Origin of the sequence: Mesoplasma corruscae, assembly GCF_002930145.1 — a bacterium.
Classification (GTDB): Bacteria; Bacillota_I; Bacilli_A; order Mycoplasmatales; family Mycoplasmataceae; genus Entomoplasma; species Entomoplasma ellychniae.
On record NZ_PHNF01000001.1, the window covers coordinates 194,712 to 209,942 of the forward strand.

The 15,231-nt window shown below is 29.0% G+C and carries 22 protein-coding genes; 3 read left to right on the plus strand and 19 right to left on the minus strand.

Translation table 4 applies throughout. The annotated features are described in order from the left end of the window. Positions 1-2 precede the first annotated feature (2 nt). From rplF to MCORR_RS00965, 19 genes are all read right to left on the minus strand, one after another. Positions 3-545 (minus strand): 50S ribosomal protein L6, encoded by a 543-nt coding sequence (gene rplF, locus MCORR_RS00875; RefSeq protein WP_104206016.1) that lies wholly within the window; start codon positions 543-545, stop codon positions 3-5. 19 nt (positions 546-564) lie between these two features. Further along, positions 565-954, minus strand: a complete 390-nt coding sequence (rpsH, locus tag MCORR_RS00880) for a 30S ribosomal protein S8 (RefSeq protein ID WP_104207742.1) — start codon at positions 952-954, stop codon at positions 565-567. A 29-nt stretch (positions 955-983) separates the two neighbouring features. Next, positions 984-1,169 carry a type Z 30S ribosomal protein S14 gene (locus MCORR_RS00885; RefSeq protein WP_104206014.1) on the minus strand — a complete coding sequence of 62 codons (186 nt, stop codon included), beginning with the start codon at positions 1,167-1,169 and terminating at the stop codon, positions 984-986. 12 nt (positions 1,170-1,181) lie between these two features. Then, positions 1,182-1,724: a 50S ribosomal protein L5 gene (gene rplE, locus MCORR_RS00890; protein WP_104207743.1), complete on the minus strand. Its 543-nt coding sequence runs from the start codon at positions 1,722-1,724 to the stop codon at positions 1,182-1,184. Positions 1,725-1,742: 18 nt separating this feature from the next. Continuing rightward, complete coding sequence (rplX, locus tag MCORR_RS00895) at positions 1,743-2,072, minus strand: 50S ribosomal protein L24 (RefSeq protein WP_104206012.1); 330 nt, start codon at positions 2,070-2,072, stop codon at positions 1,743-1,745. A gap of 12 nt (positions 2,073-2,084) precedes the next feature. Then, positions 2,085-2,453, minus strand: a complete 369-nt coding sequence (gene rplN / locus MCORR_RS00900) for a 50S ribosomal protein L14 (RefSeq protein WP_104206011.1) — start codon at positions 2,451-2,453, stop codon at positions 2,085-2,087. Between the two features lie 13 nt (positions 2,454-2,466). Beyond that, positions 2,467-2,727, minus strand: coding sequence for a 30S ribosomal protein S17 (gene rpsQ, locus MCORR_RS00905; protein ID WP_181021084.1), 261 nt, complete (start codon positions 2,725-2,727; stop codon positions 2,467-2,469). Then, on the minus strand, positions 2,724-3,140 hold the full coding sequence (gene rpmC / locus MCORR_RS00910; RefSeq protein ID WP_104207744.1) for a 50S ribosomal protein L29: 417 nt from the start codon (positions 3,138-3,140) through the stop codon (positions 2,724-2,726). The genes rpsQ and rpmC overlap by 4 nt, the downstream gene beginning before the upstream one ends. Further along, entirely contained in the window at positions 3,140-3,553 is a 414-nt protein-coding gene (gene rplP / locus MCORR_RS00915) for a 50S ribosomal protein L16 (protein WP_104206008.1), read from the minus strand. The genes rpmC and rplP overlap by 1 nt, the downstream gene beginning before the upstream one ends. Continuing rightward, entirely contained in the window at positions 3,553-4,263 is a 711-nt protein-coding gene (gene rpsC / locus MCORR_RS00920; protein ID WP_104207745.1) for a 30S ribosomal protein S3, read from the minus strand. Before rpsC ends, rplP begins: the two co-directional genes overlap by 1 nt. Positions 4,264-4,281: 18 nt before the next feature. Next, entirely contained in the window at positions 4,282-4,620 is a 339-nt protein-coding gene (gene rplV, locus MCORR_RS00925; RefSeq protein WP_104206006.1) for a 50S ribosomal protein L22, read from the minus strand. 21 nt (positions 4,621-4,641) lie between these two features. Then, the gene (gene rpsS, locus MCORR_RS00930; RefSeq protein WP_104206005.1) at positions 4,642-4,905 is read right to left on the minus strand and encodes a 30S ribosomal protein S19; all 264 of its coding nucleotides are present in this window, start codon (positions 4,903-4,905) and stop codon (positions 4,642-4,644) included. 16 nt (positions 4,906-4,921) lie between these two features. Beyond that, complete coding sequence (rplB, locus tag MCORR_RS00935; protein WP_104207746.1) at positions 4,922-5,767, minus strand: 50S ribosomal protein L2; 846 nt, start codon at positions 5,765-5,767, stop codon at positions 4,922-4,924. Between the two features lie 66 nt (positions 5,768-5,833). Beyond that, complete coding sequence (rplW, locus tag MCORR_RS00940; protein ID WP_104206003.1) at positions 5,834-6,118, minus strand: 50S ribosomal protein L23; 285 nt, start codon at positions 6,116-6,118, stop codon at positions 5,834-5,836. After that, positions 6,118-6,744 (minus strand): 50S ribosomal protein L4, encoded by a 627-nt coding sequence (gene rplD, locus MCORR_RS00945; RefSeq protein ID WP_104207747.1) that lies wholly within the window; start codon positions 6,742-6,744, stop codon positions 6,118-6,120. The genes rplW and rplD overlap by 1 nt, the downstream gene beginning before the upstream one ends. Before the next feature lie 2 nt (positions 6,745-6,746). Then, on the minus strand, positions 6,747-7,517 hold the full coding sequence (gene rplC, locus MCORR_RS00950) for a 50S ribosomal protein L3 (protein ID WP_104207748.1): 771 nt from the start codon (positions 7,515-7,517) through the stop codon (positions 6,747-6,749). Positions 7,518-7,604: 87 nt separating this feature from the next. Next, entirely contained in the window at positions 7,605-7,913 is a 309-nt protein-coding gene (gene rpsJ, locus MCORR_RS00955; RefSeq protein WP_104207749.1) for a 30S ribosomal protein S10, read from the minus strand. Positions 7,914-8,078: 165 nt separating this feature from the next. Then, positions 8,079-8,741, minus strand: a complete 663-nt coding sequence (deoC, locus tag MCORR_RS00960) for a deoxyribose-phosphate aldolase (RefSeq protein WP_104207750.1) — start codon at positions 8,739-8,741, stop codon at positions 8,079-8,081. Between the two features lie 13 nt (positions 8,742-8,754). Beyond that, the gene (locus MCORR_RS00965; RefSeq protein WP_104207751.1) at positions 8,755-10,437 is read right to left on the minus strand and encodes a phospho-sugar mutase; all 1,683 of its coding nucleotides are present in this window, start codon (positions 10,435-10,437) and stop codon (positions 8,755-8,757) included. Between the two features lie 55 nt (positions 10,438-10,492). Here MCORR_RS00965 and MCORR_RS00970 point away from each other — a divergent pair, with 55 nt between their 5' ends. From MCORR_RS00970 to MCORR_RS00985, 3 genes are all read left to right on the plus strand, one after another. Continuing rightward, the gene (locus MCORR_RS00970) at positions 10,493-11,797 is read left to right on the plus strand and encodes a thymidine phosphorylase (RefSeq protein WP_104207752.1); all 1,305 of its coding nucleotides are present in this window, start codon (positions 10,493-10,495) and stop codon (positions 11,795-11,797) included. A 1,529-nt stretch (positions 11,798-13,326) separates the two neighbouring features. Then, positions 13,327-14,058: a hypothetical protein gene (locus MCORR_RS00980; protein WP_104207754.1), complete on the plus strand. Its 732-nt coding sequence runs from the start codon at positions 13,327-13,329 to the stop codon at positions 14,056-14,058. A 412-nt stretch (positions 14,059-14,470) separates the two neighbouring features. Further along, positions 14,471-15,229 carry a hypothetical protein gene (locus tag MCORR_RS00985; protein ID WP_146063409.1) on the plus strand — a complete coding sequence of 253 codons (759 nt, stop codon included), beginning with the start codon at positions 14,471-14,473 and terminating at the stop codon, positions 15,227-15,229. Positions 15,230-15,231: the final 2 nt, after the last annotated feature.

A 15,231-nucleotide genomic window follows, 5' to 3' on the forward strand; every position in this document is an offset into this window, starting at 1 on the left:
TACTACTTACCAGCTGCTTTCCCTTCTTTTCTAATAATAATTTCATCAGAGTATTTAATACCTTTTCCTTTATAAGGTTCAGGTTTTCTATATGCTCTAATTTCTGCTGCAACTTGACCAACTTTTTGTTTATCAATTCCTGTAACAATAATTTGTGTAACCTTAGGCACTTCAATTGTTATGCCTTCAGGAATATCATATTCTACTGGATGAGAATAACCTAATGACAGGTTTAATTTAGCACCATTCAATGCCGCTCTATAACCAACCCCATTAATATCTAATATTTTTTTAAATCCTTCATGTACTCCAACTAACATTCCTTGTAATAAAGAATTGGTTGTTCCGTGAAGTTGTTTTGTATGTTTTAATTCATTTTCTCTTTTAGTTGTTAATTCTGTTCCTTCAACTCCAATTGAAATTAAAGGTGAAAATGTTTGAATTAAAGTTCCTTTTGAACCTTTGATTGTAACTGTGTTTTTTTCATCAATATTTATTTCAACTCCTGCAGGGATTGCTAAAACTCTGTTTCCTATACGTGACATATTCTAATCTTCCCTTCTATTATCAGACAAAAGCTAACACTTCTCCACCAAAATTTGATAGTCGTGCTTTCTTACCTGTCATGATTCCTTGTGATGTTGAAACTATTGATATTCCTAATCCGTTTAATACTTGAGGGATTTCGTTTGCTGGTGCATATACTCTTAATCCTGGTTTAGAGATTTTTTTAAGTCCTGATATAACTCTTTGCTTTCCATGATATTTTAATTCAATAGTAATAGTTTTTTTGACTTCACCTTCAACAGTGAAGTCAGCGATGAATCCTTCATCTTTAAGAATTTTAGCAATTTCTACTTTCATTTTTGATGAAGGCACTAAAACTGTTTTTAACATTCTTTGATTTGCGTTACGGATTCTGGTTAACATATCTGCAATTACATCTGTTGTCATATTTTTATCCTTTTATCTTTCTATTCCTATTATCATGAAGCTTTTCTAACTCCAGGGATTTGCCCTTCATACGCATATTTTCTAAAGCATAAACGACAAATTCCGAATTTTTTTAGCACAGCATGCGGCCTACCACATTTTTGACATCTTGTATAATTTCTTACACCAAACTTTTGATGTTTGGCTTGTTTAACTTTTAATGATTTTTTTGCCATAATTCGATCTCCCTATTTCGCGAAAGGCATTCCAAATTTTTCTAATAATTTGAAAGCTTCCTCATTTGTATTAGCACTAGTTACAATTGTTATATCCATACCACGAAGTTTAGCAACTTTATCATAATCTATTTCTGGGAATATGATTTGTTCTTTAATTCCTAAAGTATAATTTCCAAATCCATCAAATGAAGTTTTTGGAACTCCTCTGAAGTCACGCACACGTGGCAAAGCAACTGAAGTTAAACGGTCTAAAAAGTCATACATCTTTTTACCTCTTAAAGTTACTTTTGTACCAATTGGCATTCCTTCTCTTAATTTAAATACAGCTAATGATTTTTTAGCTTTTGTAATTAAAGGTTTTTGACCAGCTAATTGTTGCAATTCAATAACTGCTGCATCTAATTTTTTAGGATCTGTTGTCGCATCCCCTACTCCCATATTAATTACTATTTTAGTAATTTTTGGGACTTGCATAATTGATCTGTATTCTAATTCCTTAAATAATTCAGGAATAATTTGATCTTTATATTTAGTTTCTAATCTTGATTTCATATTAAATCTATTCCTTTCTTATTTTCCGGCTTTTTTTAAAGGTGATTTAGAAGCTTTAGCTAATCTAATTTTTTTACCATTTTCAATTTTATAACCGATTTTTGATATTCTTTCTTTATTTTTCGGATCTTGTAATGCGATGTTTGATATATTGATGTTAGCAGGAATTTGTTTAATCCCACCTTCTTGATCAGTTTGTGAAGGTTTAACATGTTTAACAACATCAATTCCTTGAACAGAAACTGTCCTTTTGTCTTTTGATATACTTGTGACTGGTCCGATTTCACCTTTGTGAGAACCAGCAATAACTTTAACTACGTCACCAACTAAGATTTTTGATTTGTTCATTTCTAGTTCCCCCTATAATACTTCTGGAGCTAGTGATGCAATTTTAACAAAACCAGCTTCTTTTATTTCACGTGCAATTGGACCGAAAATACGAGTTCCACGTGGTGATTTGTCATCTTTAATAATAACTACAGCATTTTCAGAAAATCTAATGTAAGTTCCATCATCTCTTCTTAATTCTCTTTTAGTTCTTACGATAACTGCTTTAACAACTTGACCTTTTTTAACAGCCCCGCCAGGTGCTGCTGATTGAATTGAACAAACTATAATGTCTCCAATACCTGTAAACTTTCTAACAGATCCACCTAGATTACGAATAACACGGACTTCTTTAGCACCCGAATTGTCAGCTACTTTTAATTTTGATAATGTTTGAATCATTTCTGTGTACCTTCTATAAAACTGCTTTTTCTACAATTTTAACTAATCTAAAGTTTTTTGTTTTTGAAAGAGGACGTGTTTCCATAATTTGAACTTTATCACCTATTGCAGCAATTTGTTGTTCATCATGAGCTTTATATTTTTTAGAATATTTAACACGTTTTTTATAAATTGGGTGGTTTTTGTAAGTTTCAACTAGTACAGTAATTGTTTTTTCCATCTTGTCAGATACAACTTTACCAACTAGTATTTTTCTACTATTTCTTTCCATTATTTTGTTTCTCCTTCAGGCGAGTTTCTTTGTTCTTCTTCAGCACTATTCATTGCAGCAGCAATAGCGTCTTCGTCACCATTTACTCCACCTTCATATTGTGCTTGTAATTCTTCAATCATTTTACGTTGTTTAGCTCTAACTTCTTTTCCAGATTTTTCTGCTTCTTGAACAGCTTTACTGTAATCAGTTTTCACTTTTGTATTAACATTTTCTCCAGCTTTTGCTTTTTCAGATAATACTAATTGAATTCTTGCAATTTCTTTTTTGATAATTTTAATTTGGTGAGTTTGTTCTAAGCTACCAACAGCAGCTTGAAATTTAAGAGCGAATAACTCAGCTTTTTTAGCTTCATTTTTTTCAAGTAATTCACTTGTTGATAATGCTCTTGTTTCGTCCATTAATTTATTAGCCATTACTCTTCACCTCTCTTAACGAATTTGCAACGAACTGGAAGTTTATGCATTGCTAAACGCAAAGCTTCTCTTGCGGTTTCTTCGTTTACTCCAGCAATTTCGAACATAATAGTTCCTTCTTTTACAACAGCTACTCACTTTTCAGGGTTTCCTTTTCCAGATCCCATTCTAACTTCAGCTGGCTTTTTTGACATTGAAATGTGTGGAAAAATTCTCATTCAAACTTTACCATCACGTTTCATAAAACGAGTCATAGCAATACGAGCTGCTTCAATTTGACGGTTATCAATTCAAGCTCCATCAAGAGACATTAATCCATAATCACCAAAATCAATTGTTTTAGCACCTTTTGCTTTTCCTTTAAAACTAACTTTGTGGGGTTTACGATATTTTGTTCTTTTTGGTAACAACATTATTTTCTTCCCCCTTTATTAGGTCTTCTATTAAAGTCTTTTCTAAACTCGTTAGCATATGTTGGTCTTTGACCTCCAATAACTTCACCATGGTTAATTCAAACTTTAACTCCAATTTGTCCATATGTAGTTGGTGCTTCATATAAAGCATAATCAATATCAGCTCTTAGAGTTGACAAAGGAACTGAACCTTCTATATAACCTTCAGTACGAGCCATTTCAACTCCACCTAGACGTCCACTAACAGAAGTTTTAATTCCTTTAACTCCTGCTTTTAATGCTCTTCTTATTGCAGCTTTTTGCACTGTTCTAAAAGAAGCACGATTTGTAATTTGTTCACCAATTCATCTTGCAACTAGTGTAGCGTCAGTATCAGGGTTTTTAATTTCAACAACTTTAACTTCAACTTTAACTTTTCTATCTTTAATAGCTTTTTTAACAGCTAAAACAATACTCTCAATGTTTTTTCCTTCTTGCCCTAACACTATTGCTGGACGAGCTGATGATATAACCAAAATAATTGTTGAGGCAATTCTTTCGATTTTAACTTTTGCAACTGCAGCATCTTTTAATAACTTAACTACAGTTTCACGAATTGCTATATCTTGATTCAATCATTTAACATATTGATCTTTTTCTGCATATCATGTGTCTTCTCATTCTCTAACGATTCCTAAACGTAAAACATTAGGTGATACTTTTTGTCCCATAACTTCTACTCGCCCTTTCTAGTTTCTTTCATCACTTACAATAATTGTAATGTGTGATGTTCTTTTTAAAATTTCATAAGCTCTACCATGAGCTCTTGGTCTAAAACGTTTTAGAGTTGGACCTTCATTAACATAAACAGTTTTAACAAATAATTTGTCAGCATCCATTCCGTTATTGTTTACTGCATTAGCAATTGCTGAATTTAATAATTTTAAAATTGGCTCAGCACTTCTTTTATCAGTATTGTGTAGCATAGCAATTGCTTGTGCTACTGGTTTTGTTCTGATTGTATCTACTACTAATCTAGCTTTTCTAGGAGAGATACGAATCATATTTAAATAAGCTTTTGCTTCCATTTTTTAATTCCTATCCCTTTCCTATTTTTTACCTTTATCATCACCGTGACCACCGAATTTTCTTGTTGGAGCAAATTCACCTAATTTGTGGCCAACCATATCTTCAGTTATATATACAGGGATAAATTCTTTACCATTGTAAACTCCGAAAGTTTTACCGATGAAATCAGGGAAAATAGTTGATCTACGTGATCAAGTTTTTATAACTTCATTTTCTTTTGAAACAGCAACTTTTTTAAATAAATATTCATCTGCAAAAGGCCCTTTTTTTAATGATCTTGACATATACTATTCTCCTTCCCTATTTCTTAGCATTACGCTTTCTTACAATTAATTTCTCACTTGATTTTTTAGTATTACGAGTTTTAACACCAAGTGCTGCTTTACCTCATGGAGTTACAGGATTTTTACGTCCAATTGGAGTACGTCCTTCCCCTCCCCCATGTGGGTGATCGTTGGGGTTCATAACTGAACCACGAACTGTTGGGCGAATTCCTCTTCATCTGTTACGCCCAGCTTTACCTCAGTTAACTAAATTGTATTCTTCGTTTCCAACTTCTCCAACTGTTGCATAACAATCAGCTAAAACTTTTCTTACTTCACCTGATGTTAAACGTAAAGTTACATATTTACCATCATCATCTTTTCCAAGAATTTGTACTGAAGTACCAGCACTTCTAGCCATTTGTCCACCTTTACCAGGTTTTAATTCAACATTGTGAACCAAAGTCCCTTCAGGTATATTTTTTAATGGAGCAGCGTTTCCAACTTTAATATCTGCGTTTTCAGAAGCAACAACATTCATTCCTACTTTCATTCCTTTTGCAAATAAGATATAACGTTTTTCTCCATCTATATAATTAATTAAACAAATAAAAGCATTTCTATTTGGATCATATTCAATTGTAGTAATAGTTCCAATAATTTCTCTTTTGTTACGTTTGAAATCAATAATTCTGTATTTTTGTTTATGCCCCCCACCTTTGTGACGTGTTGTTATAACTCCACGGTTATTACGTCCGGCTTTAGAACTTTTAGCAGCCAACAATGATTTTTCAGGTGTACTTGTTGTTAAAGTAGCCTTATAATCAATAGTTGTCATATTTCTACGACCATTTGTCGTAGGTTTATATTTTTTTAATGCCATAATATCCCTTCCTATAGCTTTTTAATATTGATTTACAATATGCTCACTTATGGGTTTAAGTGTTTTCTATAAATCGTTTAGTAAATCTAGTGATTCACCTTCTTTTAAAGTGATGATCGCTTTTTTATAATTATTTGTTTTTCCAGCAAATTTTCCCATTCTTTTTTCTTTACCATCATAGTTCATAGTTCTCACTGATTCAACTTTAACTTCAAAGATTTGTTCAAATGTTTTTTTAATTTGTACTTTGTTAGCTTTTTTATTAACTAAGAAAGTATATACACCATTAGCATGACCTACAAATGATTTTTCGGTCAACACAGGTTTTTGAATAACTTCTGTTAAATGCATTATGAATATACCTCCTCAACTGCTAATACAGCTTCTTCTGTCATAACTAATTTATGAGCATTTAATATGTCATAAACATTTAATTTAATTGAAGGTATTGTTTTAATACCAGCAATGTTGTTTGATGATTTAATTAATAATTCATCATTTTCTTTAGTTACAACTAATATTTTTTGATCTTCAACTTTTAAATTTTTCATTGTACTAATCATCTCTTTTGTAGATGGTTTAGTAAATTCAAATTTATCAATAATCACAATATTTTGTTCAGCAGCTTTAATTGATAAAGCTGATTTAAAAGCTAACGCTCTAACTTTTTTATTAACTGATTTTTTATAGTTAATATCCGGGGTTGGACCAAAAGTAACTCCCCCACCTCTTCAATGAGGTGCTCTAATTGACCCTTGACGAGCACGACCAGTTCCTTTTTGTCTTCAAGGTTTTTTACCACCACCACGCACTTCTGCACGAGTTTTAGTTTTTTTAGTTCCTTGTCTTAAAGCAGCTTGTTGTGAAATCACAGTGTCAAATATTGCTTGTTGATGAGGTTCTACACCTCAAACAGAATCTGATAATGAAATTGATTTAACTTCTTGCCCTTGGACATTTAATACTTTTAATTCCATGATTATTCTCCTGCCTCTTCAGTTGGAGTTTCAGTAATAACAGTTTCTTGAACTGCATCAGCAACCACAGGTGCTACTTCAACCTCAACTACTTCTTCAACTTTTGCTTCAGCAGCTGGTTTAGTATTTCTTACTAATAACTTAGCTGCTTCAGCAGATTTTAATCCTTTAACATTTTCTTTAATAATTACATAAGCTTTATTTGGACCAGGAATTGATCCTTTTACCATTACTATATTGTTATTAATTGAAATAACTTCTAGATTTTGGATTGTGCGTTTTGCATCACCCATGTGACCAGCCATTTTTTTTGATTTGAATATGCGGTTAATAATTGCTCCCATTGAACCAATACCTCTGTGGTATCCTGATCCATGAGCCATAGGACCTCTTGAGTAATTATGTCTTTTAATTGCTCCAGCAAATCCTTTACCTTTTGATATTCCAGTAACGTCAACGTATTGACCAGTTTGGAAAACATCTGAAGCTGTAATTTGACTTCCAACTTCATATCCTCCCATGTTTCTGATCTCTTTTACGAAGCGCTTAGGAACTGAATTAGCTTTTTTGAATTGTCCTAAGTCAGGTTTGTTTACTAAGTTTTCTCTTTTGTCAAATACTCCTAATTGAGTAGCATTATATCCATTTGACTCAAGAGTTTTAACTTGTAGAATAGTGTTTTGTTGAACTTCAATAACAGTTACTGGTATTAATTTACCATTAGCTGTAAAAACTTGAGTCATTTCAACTTTACGTCCTAAGATTCCTTTCATCTTTATATCTCCTTATATTTGTATTTTGATGAGTCATGTATATTTCGTTAACTTGTCTAAAATATGATTTGTGTTTTGTTTGCTTTTTTAAAGTTTGATTTCGATCTCTACACCACTTGGTAATTGAACTCTTTTTAAAACGTCCATTGTAGTTGGTGTTGGATTTAAAATCTCTAATAATCTTTTGTGGGTTCTCATTTCAAATTGTTCACGTGAATCTTTATATTTGTGAACAGCTCTTAAAATAGTAATCACTTGTTTGTCTGTTGGTAATGGGATTGGTCCTCTGACTTTTGCCCCAGTTCCTTCAGCAGCTTCGATAATTTTTAAAATGCTTTGATCTACAATTGTATGATCATAACCTTTTAATTTAATTCTCATTTTTTGTTCTGCCATCATAACCTCCATTTGTGTTTATCTACAACTCCTATGAGTGTGTTGTAATTGTGCATACAAAACATACATGCTAAAATATTATACACAACCCACCAAATTAAGTCAAATAAAAAGTGTATTTAATCAAAATACACCTTTTCTTTTATAATTTTATGTTTTTATTTTCTAATAACCATTAGTGTGTTCTTTTCCATTAACAATATTAACTCCACCACTAGTTCCCAAGCGATCAGCACCTGCATTAATCATTGCAATAGCATCATCATATGTTCTAACTCCACCAGCTGCTTTAACTTTGCAAGCATTGCCAACAATTTTTTTCATTAACTTTACATCTTCAATAGTAGCTCCACTTGTAGAAAAACCAGTTGAAGTTTTAACAAAATCTAACTCAGCTTCAATAGCTAACTGACATGCTTTAATGATTTGTTCTTTATTTAATAAACAATTTTCCATAATACATTTAACAATATTTTTACCAGCTGCTTGTTTAACTGCTTTCATATCATTTAATACTAATTCATAGTTTTGATCTTTAAGTGCACCAATGTTTAATACCATATCAATTTCACTAGCACCAAATTTAATAGCTTGTTTAGTTTCAAATGCTTTTGTGTTACTATCACAAGCACCCAAAGGAAATCCAATCACATTTGTGATTTCAACTTTACTATTCTTTAACAACTCATTTGCATACTGTGTTCATGTAGTGTTTACACAAATTGTAGCAAACTCATATTTAATAGCTTCTTCGCAAAGTTTTTTAATTTCAGCTTTTGTAGCATCTGCTTTTAATAATGTATGATCAATATATTTGTTTAAATTCATCTTTTATTCCTTTTTATATATTTAAGTATTCTTTCATACTTTTAATTATGTTAATTGTTTTCTCAGAAGATTCTTTTGCATCATGACCAACAACAACAAAATAAATTTTCATTTTAGGTTCAGTTCCACTTGGTCTAACAGCAACTCATGATTTATCTTGTAAATAATACTTTAAAAGGTCTTGACCTGGCATATTATGTAGTCCTTTAATATGATCATCAATTTTAATCACTTTAATTCCTGCAATTTGTTTTAAAGGTTTGATTCTTAGATCGCTCATTATTTTATCAATCTTAGTTTTCTTTTCTTCTGGTTTAAAGTTAAGATTTAAAGTTTGAGTTGTGTAATAACCAAATTCTTCATATATTTGGTGTAAATAATCTACTAATGTTAAATTTTGTTTTTTAAAATATCAAGCCATTTCAGCAATCATAATAGATGCTTGTATTCCGTCTTTATCCAAAGTAGAATCATCAATCACATAACCATAACTTTCTTCATAAGCAAAGACAAAGTGCAATCCATTAATTGGTTCTTTAGCTATTTCTCTCCCCATTCACTTAAAACCAGTTAATGTTTTAATTATCTTAACACCATATTTTTCCTTAGCAACTCGATCTCCAAGATCACTAGTTACAAAGCTTGAGTATAATGTTGGATTAGTTGGTATTTTATTTAATCTTTTTAAATTAGCTAGTTTTCAATCAATTAATAATGGTCCAGTTTCATTCCCATCCATTCTGATAAATTCATTATTAACTTTAACAAACATTCCGAATCTATCAGCATCTGGGTCATTCATAATGATAATATCAGCATTATATTGTTTACCATATTGTAAGGGTATAACTCATGCAGGGTCAAATTCAGGATTGGGATTAATTACATTTGAAAATGTTTCATCTTCAAAAGCATGTTCTTTTACTTCAATCACTTCATATCCGCTTTGTCTTAATATTGATGGTGTATATGCACTACTTGTTCCATTAACTGCGCTAAACACTATTGTTAAATTTTTCTTTGATTCAACATCATCATAAAATTCTAACCTTTTAATCATAGCAGTATAATCATCAATAACTTTTTGATTAACTACTTCAATTAATTCTTCTTTAGTTGAATATGTTCATTTTAAAATGTTTTCGATTTTATTCATCGAATCAGAAATAATTGCAGTCTGTTCATCTTGTAACTGACATCCTAATGGATCATATATTTTATAACCATTATATTCTTTTGGATTATGTGACGCTGTAATCACAACTCCACCAATAGCTTTTAATTGTTTAACTGCATATGAAACAACTGGTGTTGGTTGCATATCGTTGTTTTTAAATAAATATGCTTTGATACTAAAACTGGATAATATATTTGCAACTTCTTGGGCAAATCTTTTTGAATTGTGTCTATTATCATGACCAACTACAACTCCATTTAATAATTGACTTGGATAATTTTTAATTAGTAATTTAGCATAAGCAATTGTTACTTTTTTAATAGTGTAAATGTTAAATCTTCCTGGTCCAGCACCAAGTATCCCTCTAATGCCTGCTGTGCCAAATTCTAGTTCTATTCCTTCAAATGTAGCAAACAATTCTGATTCATCAGCACTTTCTAATTCTTGTTTCACTTCTGGATCAATGTTTTTAGCATTAATTCATTCTTGATATATCTTATTTTCTTTATTAAAAAACATACTTCTCCTGTCTTTTTATATTATATTATTAAATTATTAAAGAAAAGGAAATATTATGGGATATACATTTAACAATTTGATTGAAAAGAAAAAACACAAACAAGAATTATCAACACAAGAAATTAAATGACTAATTGATAGTTTTGTTAAAAATGATATTAAAGATTATCAAATGTCAGCAATGGGAATGGCAATTTGATTTAATGGTATGAGTGATAAAGAAATTGTTGATTTGACAAGAAGTTATGTTGAATCTGGATTTGTATATGATGTTAGTGAAATTAAAGGACTAAAAGCTGATAAGCATTCAACTGGTGGGGTTGGAGATAAAACTAGTTTAGTTCTTTCACCAATATTAGCAAGTTATGGTGTTAATGTTTGTAAAATGTCAGGGCGTGGACTTGGTGTAACTGGTGGGACTATTGATAAATTAGAATCATGTCCAGGTTGAACAAGTGAACTTAATAAAGACGAATTTATTCAAGTAATTAAAAAATCACATATCGGACTTGTTGGTCAATCAGATGATATTGTTCCTGCTGATAAAAAAATGTATGCATTAAGAGATGTGACTGGGACTGTTGATTCAATTCCTTTAATTGCTGCATCAATCATGTCAAAAAAGTTAACAATTGAAGCTGATAGTTTAGTATTAGATGTTAAAGTTGGAACTGGTGCTTTTATGAAAAATATTGCTGAAGCTGAAAAGTTAGCTAAAACAATGATTTCAATTGGTGAAGGTTATGGAAGAAAAGTTTCTGTTATTCTTTCAAATATGGATAAACCCTTAGGTAAAGCTATTGGAAATGCATTAGAAGTTAAAGAAGCTTATGATGCATTATTAGGTAAAGGTCCTGAAGATTTAATTGATGTTGTTACAACAGCTGCTGGGGTTACACTTGTTAATGTTGGCTTATTTACCGATATTAAAGAAGCTATATTAGATGTTAAAAATAAGTTAAAAACTGGTGAAGCTGCTAAATATTTAAAATGTTTTATTGAAGCACAACATGGAGATTTTAGTGTTATTGAAAATTATGATAATCACTTTACTACAAAACATAAAATTGAGATATTAGCATCAAGAGATGGTTATGTTGATAGTCAAGATGCTGAAATAATTGGTTTAATTTCCATGGATCTTGGAGCTGGTAGAAAAACAAAAGAAGACACAATTGATTTTGCTGCAGGCATTTATTTAAATAAAAAAGATGGTGAGCAAGTTAAAAGAGGGGATCTTGTAATGACTTTATATACTAACTTTGATATACAAGATAGCTGAATTAAAAGAGCTGAAAATAGTTTCAAAATAATAGACCAACCCAGTAGCATCTTGAACATTTACCGCATTATGAGATAATTAATTACTATTAATTTTTAAATATGCTGCATTAATGGTTTTATTATTTATAGTAAATTTGTTTAAACCAAATTAGAAATTAACAAGTCTTTTTTATAGTGATGTACAATTCAATGATGCTAAAAAATAAGCAAATCTAAAAAAAGCATTTTTATTAGTAATAACTTAAAAATTCAAGATATTTTGCAAATATCTATCAAAAAGAAAAAAAGCTATAGAATTTAATTTTTCGGATAGAGAAAAAGATATACTGTCAAAATATCAAGTTCAAAATGTTAATAATAATGAAAATTTAAGATTCTCTAGTTTTAAAAAAATATTCAATTAATTTTGAAGAAAGGTTTAGTTAAGAAATGCAGATAACAATAAAAGATGTAATTCAGAAAAGGTTTCGATATTTAAAATTATTATTTTCATTTGAAATAATATTTATGATTGGCATAATAATAATTTTATTCTTAAATATATTTTTATTTAAAGGGTCACTAAGTGAAAATGATAATTGAATGATTAACGCAATTTGTGGCGTTATAATATTTTTTTATGGTTTTAATTTAATAATTTTTATTTTTATATTTGCTATGATTTCATCTTTTTATAAAAGTTCAGATTCAGAAAAAAATACAATTTCTTGGCAATTAATTGGATCAATAATGCTTAATCGAAAAAACTTATAACAATCTTTTTAAAGATCAATTAAAATATAATAAATGATCTATTTTCTTGTCAATCATAATATTATTAGATAATCTTAAGTTATGATTTAAAAATGCTTTTATTTGACTAGGTGCAATCGGAAACCCTTCTTGAGTTGGGATTATAAATTCTGTTTTACTTGATTTCTTAGTTTTTATATTTTTCTACTTTCTATTATATTTTTTATTTTATTTATTAACTGTTTTACCAATAAATATTGTTGTTTTCATTTTTACAATCGGTAAATAAATATTGCTTTAAATTAATTAGATTTACATTATGGCAATTTGGTTTAATGACATGACTGATAAAAAATGCATACCTTAAGAGATGTGAGTTGAACTGTTGATTCAATTCCTTTAATTGCAGCATCAATGATGTCAAAAAGGGGCGTATAACATTGTTATAATCAAAATTCCACAAAAAATTAAAATAGCATAACAAAGTAAATGAATTGCCATTGTTATACAAAACATTAATATATTATATTTAATTTTTTTCATATATTCTCCTTGGATTTTATAACCAAGTTATTAAAAAAATACTACTAAATAGTAGTTAATGGTAAAAACAATATTCTCTGATTTAATAAAATGGTTATTAGTTAGTTGATTTAAAAAGATAGTTAACAATAACTTTGACTATAGTTGTTTGGATCAAACACTACCTCCTTATTTTGAATAATTGTATCAAAATATATTCCTTTATTATTAATTTTTTTTATTAATATTTGTGTTTTTTATTTTTATATAGTGTTAAAATAAAATCATAGCAAATAATACTCTTAAAAACTAAAATTTATAAAAATTATTTTAAGAAATATGGAGGTAATTATGTTATCAATTTTAAGTTTAATTGGATCTTTAGGGTTTATAGTGAGTGGTCCGGCTTCTATTTCACATTCTATAGTTAATAAAACACAATTTAAAAAATACGAATCAGAGATTATTGATTTATTTAAAAAAGATCAGGAAATAATTTATAAAAATATTAATTTATTTTCTTCCATTAATAATAATGATATTAAATCATTTTTGATTGAAGAAAATGAAAGTGTAATTTTTGACTTAAATAAATTAGAAAAAAGAGGATTCAATCAAGAATCTTTGAGTTTTCTTTTTAGAAAAAGCTTTAAAAACACAACCTTAAAGGATTTAGAAAACAAAGGAATGTTTGAAGAAAAACATTACAATGTTAATACAAATAATTTATTTTTGGAAAATAGAATTATTGGACAAAAGGAAATTGCATTTAGTGGTCCCAATCATTGATATGAGTATTTAATTGGATATTGAAAGATTCATTTTAATAATGAAATGTCAATTGAATTATCAAAAGGAAATTTTTTAAGCACTCTCTCAGAATTGTCGGGTGTTTTAGCTGATGGCATGGCGAATATTCCTTATATTGCTACTGGTGCAACTGCTGTTTCTTTATTGGCGGGCATTTTAGCTACTTTAGGTTCATCAATATTTGAAAGCGGAAACAAAGGCAATGGAATATATATTAGATTTGCATTTCTTATTCCTACAGGTTGGGGACCAAGTGATAAAAAATGAAATTAATATATATTGTCAAAGTTAAAAGAAAGGAAAAAAGGAAAAAATGAAAAAAGGGATATCAATTTTAGGTTCTTCTTGAATTTCGTTATTACTGAATTTAACTATAATAGATTTTTTTTGAATGATATTTTTAATTTTTAATTTTGAGCAATTTCATTCAATGTTTTTTATTTCTTTATTTGTATCGATTATTTATTTAGTTGTTCTAAGTGCATATATTATTTTATTTATTTTACATAACCAAAAAAAGATTAAGCTAAAATGGATTAAGTTTCTCTTTCCATCTAAAGTACCTCAAAAAACCAAAAATTTAGGATGGTTAAATTTTTTGAATTGAATATGATCATTTTTATTATTATCCTTAGGGATATTATTCTTCGCTCTTTTCAAAGAAGGAGCAACGGTTTTATTAGGGTTGTCATTTATATACTTCTTTTTTGGTGCTTTGGCTTTCGTTTGCCCAATTTTAGTGTTCTTATTTTATTATTCAAATAATAATTTGCAAAAATACAATGTTTATTTTGCATTATTTGGTCTAGGATTTAGTTCTATTTATGGTTTTTATGAATTGTTAAATCATAGATCATATTCAGAAAACGCAGTTAATAATATTCAAAATAACACCAAAGGTATTTCAGTAATAGGAAGTATTTGAATCGGATTTGTAGCTAATGTTTTAATAGCATCTCCATTTCAAATTGTGGCTGGAATTTTAGAAAATAAAAATTGATTATTTATTTTAGGGATTTGTTCATTGGTTTTATCTTGTCTTTATTTAATTTTATTTATTTTAACTAAAAAAAATATTATCCATAACCATTTCATCAATTTTTTTGTTCCACAACAAAAATCTAGAGTTAAACATGATCTATTTTATTTATTGTTAATTAATATAATTTATTTAGTTAGTTTTTTAATAACTTTTATTCTTTCAGTATTTCTTAAACAAAATTGAAGTTGGGAAAGTAATATGATTTGATTTTACTTTAATGTTGTCATTATCATTATGTCTGTAATCAGCTCGTCATGTATTTTATTAATTTGATATCAATATGATCAATGAATACCTTATATTAAATATATAGCTTTATTCAATCCTTTTTTTGGAATCATTTATGGGATTTATGAAATTTATAATCATAATATAGATAACGATGGTGAAATAAAATTATAAAA